This is a genomic window from Lysobacter sp. H23M47, assembly GCF_015209765.1.
Classification (GTDB): Bacteria; Pseudomonadota; Gammaproteobacteria; order Xanthomonadales; family Xanthomonadaceae; genus Novilysobacter; species Novilysobacter avium.
Window position 1 is genome coordinate 2459432 of sequence record NZ_CP063658.1, and the last position, 13642, is coordinate 2473073.

General features: G+C 67.3%; 11 protein-coding genes. 6 read left to right on the plus strand and 5 right to left on the minus strand.

Translation table 11 applies throughout. The annotated features are described in order from the left end of the window. Positions 1-107: 107 nt before the first annotated feature. The 3 genes from INQ43_RS11135 (at position 108) to INQ43_RS11145 (ending at position 2822) form a co-directional block, all read left to right on the plus strand. Positions 108-659 (plus strand): hypothetical protein, encoded by a 552-nt coding sequence (locus INQ43_RS11135; protein ID WP_194036493.1) that lies wholly within the window; start codon positions 108-110, stop codon positions 657-659. Positions 660-878: 219 nt separating this feature from the next. Continuing rightward, the gene (locus INQ43_RS11140) at positions 879-1538 is read left to right on the plus strand and encodes a hypothetical protein (RefSeq protein ID WP_194037699.1); all 660 of its coding nucleotides are present in this window, start codon (positions 879-881) and stop codon (positions 1536-1538) included. 237 nt (positions 1539-1775) lie between these two features. Next, positions 1776-2822: a TraB/GumN family protein gene (locus INQ43_RS11145; RefSeq protein ID WP_228062505.1), complete on the plus strand. Its 1047-nt coding sequence runs from the start codon at positions 1776-1778 to the stop codon at positions 2820-2822. A gap of 27 nt (positions 2823-2849) precedes the next feature. Here INQ43_RS11145 and INQ43_RS11150 read toward each other — a convergent pair whose 3' ends face one another. Next, complete coding sequence (locus INQ43_RS11150; RefSeq protein WP_194036495.1) at positions 2850-4037, minus strand: serine hydrolase; 1188 nt, start codon at positions 4035-4037, stop codon at positions 2850-2852. A 186-nt stretch (positions 4038-4223) separates the two neighbouring features. Between INQ43_RS11150 and INQ43_RS11155 the strand changes: the two genes are divergently transcribed. Next, positions 4224-4895 carry a DsbA family oxidoreductase gene (locus INQ43_RS11155; protein ID WP_194036496.1) on the plus strand — a complete coding sequence of 224 codons (672 nt, stop codon included), beginning with the start codon at positions 4224-4226 and terminating at the stop codon, positions 4893-4895. Positions 4896-5014: 119 nt separating this feature from the next. Here the strand turns inward: INQ43_RS11155 and aceE are convergent, their stop codons facing one another. The 4 genes from aceE to INQ43_RS11175 all read right to left on the minus strand — a co-directional run bounded on the left by aceE (position 5015) and on the right by INQ43_RS11175 (position 11060). Continuing rightward, positions 5015-7720: a pyruvate dehydrogenase (acetyl-transferring), homodimeric type gene (gene aceE / locus INQ43_RS11160; protein WP_194036497.1), complete on the minus strand. Its 2706-nt coding sequence runs from the start codon at positions 7718-7720 to the stop codon at positions 5015-5017. A 665-nt stretch (positions 7721-8385) separates the two neighbouring features. Next, on the minus strand, positions 8386-9093 hold the full coding sequence (locus tag INQ43_RS11165) for a methyltransferase domain-containing protein (RefSeq protein ID WP_194036498.1): 708 nt from the start codon (positions 9091-9093) through the stop codon (positions 8386-8388). Continuing rightward, on the minus strand, positions 9093-9782 hold the full coding sequence (locus INQ43_RS11170) for a GDSL-type esterase/lipase family protein (RefSeq protein WP_194036499.1): 690 nt from the start codon (positions 9780-9782) through the stop codon (positions 9093-9095). Before INQ43_RS11170 ends, INQ43_RS11165 begins: the two co-directional genes overlap by 1 nt. Next, positions 9783-11060, minus strand: coding sequence for an aminotransferase class I/II-fold pyridoxal phosphate-dependent enzyme (locus INQ43_RS11175; RefSeq protein ID WP_194036500.1), 1278 nt, complete (start codon positions 11058-11060; stop codon positions 9783-9785). A 128-nt stretch (positions 11061-11188) separates the two neighbouring features. Here INQ43_RS11175 and rsgA point away from each other — a divergent pair, with 128 nt between their 5' ends. Next, a complete protein-coding gene (rsgA, locus tag INQ43_RS11180; RefSeq protein WP_194036501.1) occupies positions 11189-12388 on the plus strand; it encodes a ribosome small subunit-dependent GTPase A in 1200 nt (399 codons plus the stop codon). Continuing rightward, complete coding sequence (locus INQ43_RS11185; protein WP_194036502.1) at positions 12369-13634, plus strand: flavohemoglobin expression-modulating QEGLA motif protein; 1266 nt, start codon at positions 12369-12371, stop codon at positions 13632-13634. The genes rsgA and INQ43_RS11185 overlap by 20 nt, the downstream gene beginning before the upstream one ends. Positions 13635-13642 lie beyond the last annotated feature (8 nt).

Here is a 13642-nt window from a genome sequence, read left to right on the forward strand (position 1 = left end):
GAAAGGTCTTTCGCCGAATCCGGCACGAAAACGCCCTTTCGTACAGTGGTGGCCGCACAGCTGGCGTAGCAGGATCGAGCGACAACCGCACACTTCTGGAGTACGCCATGCGCCGTTCCAACGTCGGTTTCAGCCTCCGTCCGAGTCGTTGCACCCGCTTCCTCCTCGTTCTGGCCGCGTGCGCGGTCGGCGCTCTCTGGGCCCTCCCGGCCGACGCGCTGCAGTGCACCAGCAACAACGGTTACACCTGCACGCCGGCGACGCAGTACGCCGGTGGCTTCAAGCCCGGTGCCGGATACGGAGGTTTCGGCGGCGGCAACTGCACCGCCACCCGGACGCCAGTGGTCTTCATCCACGGCAACGGTGACAGCGCGACCAGCTTCGACATGCCCACCGCCGCTGTCGCCGGGTATGCCAAACCGGCCCGGTCGGTCTACCAGGAGCTCAAGGCGGCCGGCTACAACGACTGCGAACTGTTCGGCGTGACCTACCTGTCGGATGTGGAGCGCAGCAATCCGCAGGCCAACTACCACGAGCCGTGGACCTACAACCAGCTGAAAACCTTTATTGATGCTGTTAAGGCCTACACCGGTAAGTCCCAGGTCGATGTCGTTGCCCACTCGCTGGGCTCGTCGATGGCGCTGGCGATGATCAAGTAGCACGGCTACCAAGGCAGCGTCCGCCGTTTCGTCAACATTGCCGGCGGCATCCGCGGCCTCCAGACCTGCCGCTTTACCGGTTATCAGTCGCCGCTGGCACCGACCTGCAACGCCGAAGCCTACGTCTATCCCTACAACCACTACACCTTCGGCCTGTATCCCAGCACCGGCGTCACCTGGTACGGCTACAACCGCTGGACCGGCAGCGGGAGCGGCAGCATGCGCACCATGCCGGCCAGCTATACCGGCATCCGCTTCTACACGATCACCGCAGGCTCGCGCGATCAGGTCCACTGCTTCATGACCAACAAACGCGACTGCGCGTCCGGCGCCCTGTTCAACGCGCGCGCCAACGTGATCGCCCAGGTCGATGTCGGGCTGGGCAGTGGCAGCTACCAATACGACTGGGACTGGGCCGACGGCAGCCCGTACAACGCCGGCGGTGGCGACACCAGCCAAGGGGTCGGCCATTTCCGATCCCTGGCCAACACCGGGATCATCGTCCGCAACATGCTGACGACCACGTGCGCTGGTGCCTGCAGCAACGGGTACGTCGGCGCGCACGGCCCGGCCAGCGCCCTGTGGCCGAGCTGTCCACGGCGCGATAACGGGATCTGCGCAAGGGTAGGAGTCCGCCTGATCACGGAGATGCCGATGAGCCGCCTGCCCAATGACGATCGCAAGGACCCGCCTTTGCCGGGGACGGGCCCGGATGCACCCGTGACCGAGCCCGATAGCGAGCGGGAACCGCCGGTGAGGGAACCCGATCCAAAACAACACAACAGCGACAACCAGGACGAGGCGCTGGAGGAGACGTTTCCCGCCAGCGATCCCGTGTCACCGTTTATCTCGGCCACCCGTTTGACGTCACGCACCTAGGAGGACGTCGGATTGCTTCGAGCAAGCGACACGACCGGGGTAAAGCCACCGTAGATCATCTGCTTGCCGTCAAACGGCATGGGATTGTTTTCCTCGCCCATCCGTGGATCGGTCATCATTTTCTCCGGGTGCTTGCCAAGGGCCATGTCAACGTCCCGGCACTCGTTACGAAAATCGAACACATTCTGCGCGGGCGCGCCCTAGGATGCGCTTCCCAATTCGACGGATCGAAACGCGATGATGATCAGGAAGCTCATTGGGGCCGGCGTTTTGACGGCTCTACTCGCCCTTCCTTGGGCGACTGCGGCGCAGACCAGCACGCAGCCCCTTGCCCCGACCAGCACGACCCACCCCGCGCCGGCGCCGGCAGGAATCATCAACCTGGACGCGGTCACCGTGAGCGGCCCGCAGCCCGGGCCGGGGCTGTGGCGCATCTCCAAGGGCGAGCACGACCTCTGGATCCTGGGCGTACTCTCACCGCTCCCCGAGGCCATGACCTGGAATGCCGACTCGGTGGTCGACCTGGTCGGCCAGTCGCAGGAAGTGTTGTGGCGACCGCACTTCGTGGTCGACGCCGACGTCGGCTTTTTCCGCAAGCTCTCTCTGGGTTACGGGATGCTGAAAGCGGAGAAGAATCCGGACGGCGCGAAGTTGGCGGACGTGCTTTCCCCGGAGCTCTATGCGCGCTGGACTGCCGCGAAGCAGCGCTACCTGCCGCGCGACCGCGGGATCGAACGGAAGCGTCCGATGGTGGCGGCGCAGGAGCTATTCACCGCCGCCATTCGTGAGGCAGGCCTCGGCCCAGCTAAAATCGTCAACCCCCCCATCCGCGCGGTGATCCAGGCCCAGTCCATCAAGGAATCCATTCCGAAGGTCACCGTGAAAATCGACGACCCGGCGGCGGCGATCAAGGATGTCCGCAGGATGTCGCTCAACGATTCGGCGTGCCTGGAAGCGACCCTGGATGCGATCGACCGGTTGCTGCCCCGAATGATCACCAACGCCAACGGATGGGCAACCGGAGACCTCAAGCAGATCAGCTTCGACCAGTTGGGTCGGCGCAATAACACCTGCGCGGACGTGTTCTCCAACGCGGAGTTTTCGCGCAAGTGGGGCATCCCCGACATCCGCGCCAGCATCCGCGACGAATGGTTGCGGATGGCCGAAGCGTCGCTGGCAACAAATGCGACCACCTTTGCCGTGCTGCCTCTGGAAGACCTGATGGCACCGGACGGCTACGTGGCCCGGCTGCGCGCGCTGGGTTACGAGATCGACGCACCCTGATCCGCTTCATCGACCGTCGCCCGCTGCTTATTCCGCGTCGATGGCCCGCTTCACTCGCTCGACCAGCTCGCGCCGCGCGGCGACCAGCTCGTTGGACGTCGCCTTCGGCCACGCCGCCACCTGTGCGATGACCAGCTCGCGCGCCGGATCGACGTACACCATCTGGCCGAAGATGCCGACCGCCGCGTAGCTGCCGTCGGTATCAGTCCACCACAGATAGCCGTAGCCGCGCTCGGGCGCGTCGGTGCTGGCCTGCTCGCGGGTTCCCCCGCGCAGCCAGGCCTCGGCGATCACCGGCTCGCCATCGATGCGGCCGCCCTCGAGCATGAACTGGCCCAGCCGTGCGTAGTCGCCCAGCGTTGCCGACAGGCCGCTGCCGCCGGTGTTGCTGCCGTCGCACTCGTCGCGGATCCAGAACGCATCGGCAGCCATGCCGTAGGGCTTCCAGATCGTGTCCGACAGGTAGCTCGCCAGCGAACGACGCGTCGCGCGCTCGACCACGATCCCGAGCAGGTCGGTCTCGGCGGTGTTGTAGTTCCAGTGGCTGCCGGCCGGCCATTGCCGCGGCAGGCGCGCCAGATAGGACAGCACGTGGGCCTTCCCATCGACGCAGGCGCCGCGATACATCTGGGCCACGTCCGACTGGTCATCGGCGTAGTCCTCGTTCCACTTCACCCCGGACGTCATCGTCAAAAGCTGCTGCACGGTGACGTCGGCGTAGGCGCTGTCGGCGAGTTCGGGGATATAGGTGGCCAGGGTGTCGTCCAGGCTGGCGATCTGGCCCTGCTGCAGCGCGATGCCGAGCAGGACCGAGGTCACCGATTTGGCGACCGAGAACGACTCCCAGCGCTGCGTCGGGCCGAAGTCGAGCGCGTACTGCTGCATGCGGACGCGGCCTTTGTGCAGGACCATCACGCCGGCGATGTGGTGTTCGGCCATGTAGCCGTCCAGCCAAGGGCCCTTGCCCGCGTCGGCCAGGCTCAGCGCTTCACCCTCCGGCAACTCGCGCACATGCGGGCCGGCCTGCGCGCGGTCGCTGGGGAAGCGCGCACCCATGTCGCGGAACTCGGCTTCGCGCTGGGCCTGCGGCCAGAACAGCACCGCTTCGCGTTGCTCGCCGATGGTCGGCGTCGTGGCTTCCCGCGCAACGGCTGGCGAGGCCGCAGCCAGGCAAATCGCGAAAACCAGAGAGCGGGCGGCAAGGTTGAAGGGCATGGCGGCGAGCGTCGGGAGCGGGCGGAGGGGCCATTCTACTGATGCCCCACCCGCGGCCGCCGCCTCCCCTTGCCGGAGGCTTTCAACCGCCAGCGTTACGCTTGCCCCGTAGTCCCGGTCGCGAGCGCGTCCTGCCCTTAGCGCTGCGTTCGCGCGGCACGCCCACTTCAACCCAAGGGAAACACCATGACCCTCCAACCAAAAAAACTTCAGATCGACATCGTCTCCGATGTGATGTGCCCCTGGTGCGTCATCGGCTACACACAGCTGGCGAAGGCGCTGGAAGCCACCGGAACGCCGCATGAGATCCACTGGCACCCGTTTGAACTGAATCCGCAGATGCCCGCCGAGGGCCAGAACATGCGTGAGCATCTGGCCGAGAAATACGGCGCCACGACCGAGCAGTCGAACGCGAACCGCGAGGCCATGACCAGGGCAGGGGCCGAGCTGGGATTCGAGTTCCGCTTCACCGACGACATGCGCATGCACAACACCTTCAACGTGCACCAGCTCATGCACTGGGCCGATCAGCAGGGCCGCAAGCACGATCTGGAGATGGCGTTCTTCACCGCGCACTTCACCCACGGCCGCAACCTTTCCGACAATGCAGTGCTGGCCGACGTCGCGGCGGAAATCGGACTGGATCGCAATGAGGCGATGGCCGTGCTCGCCGACCAGCGGTTTGCGGCCGATGTACGCAAGGCCGAGCAGTATTGGACCGCCCAGGGCATCCGCGGCGTGCCCGCAGTGATCTTCAACCAGCGCCACCTGGTCAGCGGTGCGCAGGGCGTGGAGACCTTTACCGATATCCTCAAGCAACTGGCGGCGATGCCGGATGACGGTGCCAGTTCGCCTTGAGTGCAGCAGATGCCTGAGGGCGGACCCGCAAAGCCAGCGCTATGCCCTGCCGGCCATACGAGCGGCAGGGAACGAAAAAGGCGACCAGCGGCCGCCTTTTCCTTATTACATGACCCGCCTCAAGCCCCCAACGGGTTCGGTTTCTCCACATCGATCTTGTAGGTCTTGATCGCCCGAGCCACGTCCTTCGCGGTCATCTTGCCGTCCTCCGCCAGGGCGGCAATGGCGGCGTGGGCGACGTAGTAGCGGTCGACCTCGAAGTGGCGACGCAGGTTGGCGCGGGTGTCGCTGCGGCCGAAGCCATCGGTGCCCAGCACGCTGTAAGTCATCGGCACGTAGGCGCGGACCTGCTCGGCGTAGGCGCGGATGTAGTCGGTGGCAACGATGGCCGGGCCGGCGCGACCTTCCAGCAACGAGGTGATGTGTGCCTTGCGCGGCTTCTTGGCCTCCGGGTGGAAGCGGTTGTAGCGTTCCACGTCGGCGCCGTCGCGTGCCAGCTCGTTGAAGCTGGGGCACGACCAGATATCGGCAGTCACGCCGAAATCCTTCTCCAGCAGTTCGGCCGCAGCGATGACCTCGCGCAGGATGGTGCCACTGCCCATCAGCTGGACGCGCAGCTCACCGTTCTTGGCTTTGCCGGCATCCTTGAACAGGTACATGCCCTTGATGATTCCCTCCGCGCTGCCCTCGGGCATGTCGGGGTGGGCGTAATTCTCGTTCATCAGGGTGACGTAGAAGTACTCGTCGTGCTGCTCGGCCAGCATGCGCTGCATGCCGTGCTGGATGATGGTGACCACTTCGTAGCTGAAGGTCGGGTCGTAGCTGCGGCAGTTCGGGATCAGCCCGGCCTGGACCATGCTGTGACCGTCCTCGTGCTGCAGTCCTTCGCCATTCAGCGTGGTGCGACCCGCAGTGGCGCCCAGCAGGAAGCCGCGCGCGCGCATGTCGCCGGCCTGCCACGCCGCGTCGCCGACGCGCTGGAAACCGAACATCGAGTAGTAGATGTAGAACGGCATCAACGCGAAGTCGTTGGTGCTGTAGCTGGTCGCGCACGCCAGCCATGACGCGAACGCGCCGGCCTCGGTGATGCCTTCCTGCAGCACCTGCCCGGCGGTGTCCTCGCGGTAATACATCAGCTGGTCGCGGTCGACCGGCTTGTACTTCTGCCCGAACGGGGCGTAGATGCCGATCTGGCGGAACAGCCCTTCCATGCCGAAGGTGCGCGCCTCGTCGGCCACGATCGGCACCAGCCGCGGGCCGGTGAGCTTGTCGCGCAGGGCGATGTTGAGCATCTGCACGAAGGCCATGGTGGTGCTGATCTCGCGCTCGCCGGTGGACTTGAGCAGACGCTCGAAGTTGGCCAGCGGCGGTACTTCCAGCTCCTGGCTGGCCTTGCGCCGGCGCTGCGGCAGGAAGCCGCCGAGAGCCTTGCGACGCTCCAGCATGTACTCGATTTCCGGAGAGTCCTTGCCCGGGTGGTAGAACGGCACCTTGCCGTCCTTGAGCTGGGCGTCGCTGATGGGGATGTTGAAGCGGTCGCGGAAAGCGCGCACGTCATCGTCGTCCATCTTCTTGGTGCCATGCGCCGGGTTCAGCGACTCGCCCGCCACGCCCATGCCGTAACCCTTGACCGTCTTGGCCAGGATCACCGTCGGCATGCCCTTGGTGTTCACCGCCTCGTGATAGCTGGCGTAGACCTTGTGCGGGTCGTGACCGCCACGGTTCAGCCGCCAGATGTCCTCGTCGCTGAGGTTGGCAACCAGCTGCGCGGTCTCCGGGTACTTGCCGAAGAAGTTCTCGCGCGTGTAGGCGCCGCCGAAGGCCTTGCAGTTCTGGTACTCGCCGTCGACGGTCTCCATCATCAGCTGGCGCAGCTTGCCGGAGGTGTCGCGGGCCAGGAGCGGATCCCAGTAGCTGCCCCAGATGTTCTTGATCACGTTCCAGCCGGCGCCGCGGAACTGGCCTTCCAGTTCCTGGATGATCTTGCCGTTGCCGCGCACCGGCCCGTCCAGGCGCTGCAGGTTGCAGTTGACCACGAACACCAGGTTGTCCAGACCCTCGCGGCCGGCGACCGAGATCGCGCCCAGGGATTCGGGCTCGTCGGTCTCGCCGTCGCCCAGGAAGCACCAGACCTTGCGGTCGGTCTTGGGCATCAGCCCGCGGCCTTCCAGGTACTTGAAGTTGCGTGCCTGGTAGATCGCGCTGATCGGGCCCAGGCCCATCGACACGGTCGGCGTCTGCCAGTAGTCCGGCATCAACCAGGGATGCGGGTAGGAACTGATGCCGCGGCCGTCAACTTCCATGCGGAAGTTGTCGAGCTGGTCTTCGGTAAACCGGCCTTCCAGGAAAGAGCGCGCGTAGATGCCCGGCGAGCCGTGGCCCTGAATGAACAGCAGGTCGCCCGGGTGATCCTCCGACGGCGCACGCCAGAAATGGTTGAAGCCCACGTCGTACAGCGTCGCCGACGAACCGAAGGTGGCGATGTGGCCGCCCAGGTCGCCCGGCTTGCGGTTGGCGCGCACCACCATCGCCATCGCGTTCCAGCGGATGATCGAGCGGATCTTCCACTCGAGCGCGTGGTCGCCGGGGCTCTTGGCCTCCAGCTGGGTGGGGATGGTGTTGATGTACTCGGTGGTCGGCTCGAACGGCAGGTGGGTACCGGCACGCCGCGAGACCTCGACCATGCGCTCAAGCAGCTGGTGCGCGCGCTCGGGACCATCGCGCTGGATGACCGCCTCGACCGACTCCACCCACTCGCGGGTTTCGGTCGGATCCGGGTCGTTCTGCATCATCTCGTTGAGCGGGCTTTCATAGGTATGGGTCATGCGCCTCGCGGCCCCGTGGCCACGCCTCATCATCAGGTGGGATCTATGCCGGTGATTCTAACGCGCGAGGGCAAGCCGCGGCTGTTGGGGCCTGGCCGCCGGCGTGACCAGGTGCGCAGGTGTTCATTACCGACCCCGCGATGGTGCTTCTCCTGATCCACGCAGCCCGGCGTGGGCGGCAGGCTGGCTCGCATGGCCACGATTCCTGCTGCTTCGTTCGAAAGCGAGCCCGCGCCGCAGCGCCGGATCGGGCGCGCGGCGCGGCTGCACCGGGTCACGATCGCGACGGCCGGGCACCAGCCGCATTTCGGCGACTGGGCATTGTCGGCGGAAGCGTGCCGGGTCATGGCGGCACCGGCGCAGTGGCAACGCTCGCAGCTGATCGCCTGGGTGTTGATGCCCGACGGCTGGCACGGGCTGGTGGCGCTCGGCGGCTTTGACGATCTTTGCGCCTGCGTCGAACGGCTGAAGCGGCGAAGCGAGCGGGTGCTGGCCGCACGCCATCCCGGCCTGGCCGGGTTGTGGGCATGCGACTTTGACGCCGCGCGCGTGGACGACGAACTGGTCGCCGCGCGCCGCCTGGTCATGACCCCGGTGCGCGCCGGTCTCGTGCCGCGCGTCGGCGATTACCCGTTCTGGGACGCGCGCTGGCTGAACGACCGCAACTACGCGGCTTCGTCGCCCGGAGCGGTGGCGACCACCAGCCAGTTGTTGAACGGCGTGTTGCCGTACAGCGGGGTGAAACTGGAGGTCAGCCCCGCGGCGTCGAAGCGTAGGCGCAGCTCGTCTGGATCCGGATAGGAGCGCGGCCCGGCATTCATCCAGCCGATCGCACGGGAAAACACGTCCACGCCGCGGGTAATGCGGGCGCGCCGGCTGCCGTCATCCAGTCCCGTACGGATCACCAGCCGCGCGCCGGGGACGAGCATGGCGAGGGCGGCATCCAGGGTCCGCTGCTGGGCGTCAGGCGGAAGGAACTGCAGGACATCCAAGATGGCCACGCTGCCCCGGTGGCGGGGAAGTGCGGCGGCCAGGTCCAGACATTCGAAAGCCACGTCGTCCAGGTTGCGCCGACCCGCGGCCCGGGTTGCGCCGAGGATCTTGCCGGCGTCGTTGTCCACGCCGCGGTACGCCAGCGCGATGCTGTCCGCGCGCAGCGCATGGGCGAGCAGGCCCAGCCCGCACCCCAGGTCCAGCAACGGCTGCGTGCTGCCGCGCAGTGCCGCGCAGACACCCGGATACAACGGGTCGCTGCGCAGCTTGGCCAGGCTGTAGTGGTAGTCCCAGTGCTGGCGGAAGCCACGTTCCGGGGCGAATGCACCCGCGATCGCGCGCGCCTGGTCAGCCGAGAGGGGCGCGCCAGTGACGGCCATCAGCGCGGGGTGATCCCGCCGGTTTCCGCATCGGGCACGACTTCCCGGTTTGCATCCGGTCTCGCACCCAGCATTTGCGCGACCACCGGGAAGGCCGCCTCGGCCCACAGCGCGTACATCGCCTGCGACGGATGCAGGCCGTCATCGACCAGCATGGCCACATCGCCGCCGCGCTCCCGGCTGAGCGGCGTGATATCGACAAAGGCGACACCGTGGCGGGCGCACAAGTCCGCCGCCGCGGCGTTGTACTGGTCGATCTCGTCGGCGATCTGCGTCGCGTCGCGGCCCTGGGCGGTGGCGAAGGCGGTCACGCCCCAATCCGGAATCGACAACACCAGCACCCGGTCGGGGCGATCTCCGGCCAATGCGAGCGCACGTTTGAGTAATGCCTGGAACTCGCCGCGGTAGTCGGCGACGCTGCGTCCGCGATATTGGTTGTTGACCCCGATCAGCAGCGAGACGAGCTCCCAGCGCCCGAGCGGCTCGGCGAGATCCATCGCGGTGGACAGCTCGTCGGTGGTCCAGCCGGTGGTGGCGATGATCCGCGGCGGGCCGACGGGGAACCCGTCAGCAGCCAGAAGCCCGGCCAGCAACGCCGGCCAGCGTCCGCCTTCTGCCACGCCCTCACCGATGGTGTAGCTGTCGCCGAGGGCGAGCCAACGGAGCGCGTCGGGCGGGGGCGCCTCCACTCAGGCCACCGCCACCCGTGCAGCAGGCGCAGCGGCCATTTCGGCCTGCACCGCGCGACCGCGCTCGGCGGACCGGTCCAGCACGCGCTCGATGCGCCGGAACACCTCGGCCAGCTGGGCCGCTTCAGGCAGCAGGGTGATACGGAAGTGGTTGCGGTACGCCACGTTGAAGCTGGAACCGGGCACGACCAGCACGTCTTCGGTTTCCAGCAGTTCCAGCGCGAAGGCGTGGTCGTCGAAACCCACGGCCGCCGCGCCGACCACCGCCGGGAACGCGAACATCGAACCGCCGGGCGCCACCAGTTGCATGTGCGCGCTCGCGGCGACGCCTTCGATCACCGCCTGGCGCGCGGCATGCAGGCGACCGCCGGGCGCGCATAGCGCGGAGATCGTGTCCGCGCCATGCAGCGCGGCATTGATCGCCAGCTGACCCGGGACGTTGGAACAAAGGCGCAGCGCGCCCAGCAGGTCCATCGCGTGGTGGAAGTCGCCGGTGCGCACGCGATCACCCGACAGCACCGCCCAGCCCACACGCCATCCACACGCGCGGTGGACCTTGGACAGCCCGCCGAACGAGAGGCATGGGACGTCCCCGGCCAGCGGCGCCAGCGGCTGGAACGTCGCGCCGTCGTACAGGATCGAGTCGTAGATCTCGTCGCACATCAGCAGCAGCCCGTGGCGGGCGGCAATGTCAACGATCTGCTCCAGCAGCGCGCGCGGGTAGGTCGCGCCGGTCGGGTTGTTGGGGTTGATCAGCACGATCGCGCGGGTGCGAGGGGTGATCAGCGCCTCGATCCCGGCCGGATCGGGCATGAACGCGCTTTCCGGCGCGCAGGTGTAATACACCGGACGGCCGTCGTTGAGGATGGTCGAGGCCGACCACAGCGGGTAGTCCGGCGACGGCAGCAGCACCTCGTCCCCGGGATTGAGCAGCGCGCGCAGCGACAGGTCGATCAGCTCGCTGACGCCATTGCCGATGAAGACCTGATCGGCCGTTACGTCGGTGCCACGGTCGCGATGGAACGCGGCGATCGCCTCGCGCGCGGCGGGCAGGCCCTGCTGGTGGGTGTAAGGATCGGTGCCCGAAATGCCTTCGGTGATCGCGCGCTGCAGGTGCTCGGGCGCGCGGAATCCAAACGCTCCGGGGTTGCCGATATTGAGCTTGATCAGCGTCCGGCCCTGGCTTTCCAGGTCGCGCGCACGGCGGGCGAGCTCGCCCCGGATCTCGTAGCGCACTTCGGACAGGCGGGCACGGGTCTGCAGGCGGTTTGACGACATTCTGATGGGGAACAGCGACGTAGGGGCCGCCAGCGTAGCCGATTCGATGGCCACGGACAGCGGCCGGCATGCCGGATTCGCCGCCTCGCTATGTAGAATCGCGGCATGGACCGGTGCCCGCCTCTTGCATGAACGATAACCACGCCCTGCAGGCGATCGGTTGGCCTTTGGACGAGCACGGCCGGCCCGCCGTCGCAGCGTGGCGCGAAATGCTGGAGGATTTCCCCACCGCATACCCCGCGCGGGTGGTGGAACAGCACCGCACGGGTTACGTGGTTGCGGTTGGGCCTGAGGAAGGCGTCGCCGTCGAATCGCCGCCGCACTGGCAGCGCGCGCCCAGCTACAAAAAGGGAGCTACCCCGACCGAGCAGCGCGCCGGCGTCGGCGACTGGGTGCTTGTGGAGCCCGCGCCCGAGGATGCGATCGTCACCAAGGACCAGATCGTCGCTCTTCTGCCGCGGCGCACCGCGATCAAGCGTGGCGCGGCCGGCGAGCACTACAAGCAGCAGCTGATCGCGGCCAACGTGGACACGGTGTTTGTGGTGTGCGGGCTGGACTCGGACTTCAACCCGCGCCGGATCGAGCGCTACCTGCTGCTGATCAGCGGCAGCGGCGCCGTGCCGGTCGTCGTGCTGACCAAGCTCGACCAGGCCGATGACGTGCCCGGCTCGCTGGAGGCGCTGATCGACCTGGCCGCGCAGGACGTACCTGTGCGCGCGGTCAACGCGCTGGACCCCGACAGCGTCGCCAGCCTCAACCCGTGGCTGCGGCCGGGCACCACCGCCGTGCTGGTAGGCAGTTCCGGCGCGGGCAAATCGACCCTGACCAATACCCTGGTTGGCAGCGAACGCATGAAGACCGGCGCGGTGCGCGAGAGCGACGAGCGCGGCCGCCACACCACCACCCATCGCGCGCTGATCCTGCTGGAAAGCGGCGCCTGCCTGATCGACACCCCCGGCATGCGCGAGCTCAAGCCGACCGGCGAGGAGGACGTGGCGGAGAACTTCAGCGACATCGATGCGATGGGCGCGAACTGCCGGTTCCGCGACTGCCGCCACGCCAGCGAGCCGGGCTGCGCGATCCGCGCCGCGATCGAGGACGGCAAGCTGGATCCGCGCCGCTTCGCCAACTACGTGAAGTTGCAGGAAGAAGTCGCCGGCGCCGCCGACAAGCTGGCCGAGCGGCAGACCCAGCATGCCGCCGCGACGGCCAACGGAGCGGCGACGACACTGCTGTCCGCCCGCGCGGCGCGCAAGCCGGCGGAAAAGGCGCCCGGCAAACCGTCGCGGCAACGACCGCGGATCGACGATGACTACGGCGAGGACTAAACCCGACATCGTCCATCACGCCGCGCTGGATGCGCGCATGGTCCAGGCCGCACGCGGGATCAAGGTGCTGACGCTGGCCAGTTGGCCGGCCAATCACGGCGCGAGCTTCCTCGCCGACCATGCCCGCGGGGTGACCCGGCTACCACACGTGGACTATCCGCAGCACGACTTCAGCGAAGCGCGCAACGAGCTGGCCGCCATCTCGCGCGAAGCCGACGCCAGCCACCCGCTGGGCCAATACCTGATCGACGCGACCGCCAGCTGGGATACCGCTGCCCGCCTGTGCGAGGCATTGGGCACGGCCGCGGTCAGTGACCTATCGCAACAGCTCTACGGCAGCGTGGACGCCCCGCTGCCCGGCAACGGCCCCAGCGCCCGCGTCGCGGCGCAGCACTTCATCGCGATCGCCGACCAGTTCGACCATGAACTGGCCTCCCCGGCCGAGCAGGTGGAGATATCCGCCACCGCCCTGCAACTGCAACTGCAGCGCGATCTGGACGACTATTTCAACGAGCGCGTGATCGAGGTCGTTCTCGACCCGGACCTGATCGCCAAGGCCGCGGCCGGCGCAACCCGGATCCGCCTGCGTACCAGCGCTGCCTTCACCGACTACGACCGCCAGCAGCTGCTGCAGCACGAAGCCTTCGTCCACTCGCTCAGCGCCCTGAATGGTCGCGAGCAGCCGGTGCTCGGCAGCCTTGCGCTGGCGTCACCGCGCGCGACCGCCACCCAGGAAGGCATGGCGACCTTTGCCGAACAGATCACCGGCAACATCGACATCGCCCGCATGAAGCGCCTGAGCCTGCGCATCGAGGCCATCGCCTGCGCCCTGGACGGCGCCGACTTCATCGAAGTGTTCCGCCTGTTCCAGGCTGCCGGCCAAAGCCCGCACGACGGCTTCGCCTCCGCCCAGCGCGTGTTCCGCGGCGTGCCGACCACCGGGGGCCACGCCTTTACCAAGGACACCGTCTACCTGCGCGGCCTGATCGGCGTGCACACCTTCTTCCGCTGGGCCCTGCGCCGGCAGCAACTGCGCCTGTGCCGCTGGCTGTTCGCCGGCAAGATGACCCTGGGGGACGTGCAGCGGCTGGCGCCGATGTTCGAGTCCGGCGTCCTGGTGCCGCCGCGCTGGTTGCCGAGCTGGGTCGCGCGGGCGAATGGCCTGGGTGGAATGCTCGCGTTCTCGCTGTTCGCGAATCAGATCCGGCTGGATACGATTGACGATACGGATTTTGCGGATATTTGATCCTTCCG

What these genes read in the sequence shown, in the direction of transcription:
- INQ43_RS11135 (WP_194036493.1), top strand. Translation starts at nt 108, where the DNA reads ATGCGCCGTTCCAACGTCGGTTTCAGCCTCCGTCCGAGTCGTTGCACC.
- INQ43_RS11140 (WP_194037699.1), top strand. Translation starts at nt 879, where the DNA reads ATGCGCACCATGCCGGCCAGCTATACCGGCATCCGCTTCTACACGATC.
- INQ43_RS11145 (WP_228062505.1), top strand. Translation starts at nt 1,776, where the DNA reads ATGATGATCAGGAAGCTCATTGGGGCCGGCGTTTTGACGGCTCTACTC.
- INQ43_RS11150 (WP_194036495.1), bottom strand. Translation starts at nt 4,037, where the DNA reads ATGCCCTTCAACCTTGCCGCCCGCTCTCTGGTTTTCGCGATTTGCCTG.
- INQ43_RS11155 (WP_194036496.1), top strand. Translation starts at nt 4,224, where the DNA reads ATGACCCTCCAACCAAAAAAACTTCAGATCGACATCGTCTCCGATGTG.
- aceE (WP_194036497.1), bottom strand. Translation starts at nt 7,720, where the DNA reads ATGACCCATACCTATGAAAGCCCGCTCAACGAGATGATGCAGAACGAC.
- INQ43_RS11165 (WP_194036498.1), bottom strand. Translation starts at nt 9,093, where the DNA reads ATGGCCGTCACTGGCGCGCCCCTCTCGGCTGACCAGGCGCGCGCGATC.
- INQ43_RS11175 (WP_194036500.1), bottom strand. Translation starts at nt 11,060, where the DNA reads ATGTCGTCAAACCGCCTGCAGACCCGTGCCCGCCTGTCCGAAGTGCGC.
- rsgA (WP_194036501.1), top strand. Translation starts at nt 11,189, where the DNA reads ATGAACGATAACCACGCCCTGCAGGCGATCGGTTGGCCTTTGGACGAG.
- INQ43_RS11185 (WP_194036502.1), top strand. Translation starts at nt 12,369, where the DNA reads ATGACTACGGCGAGGACTAAACCCGACATCGTCCATCACGCCGCGCTG.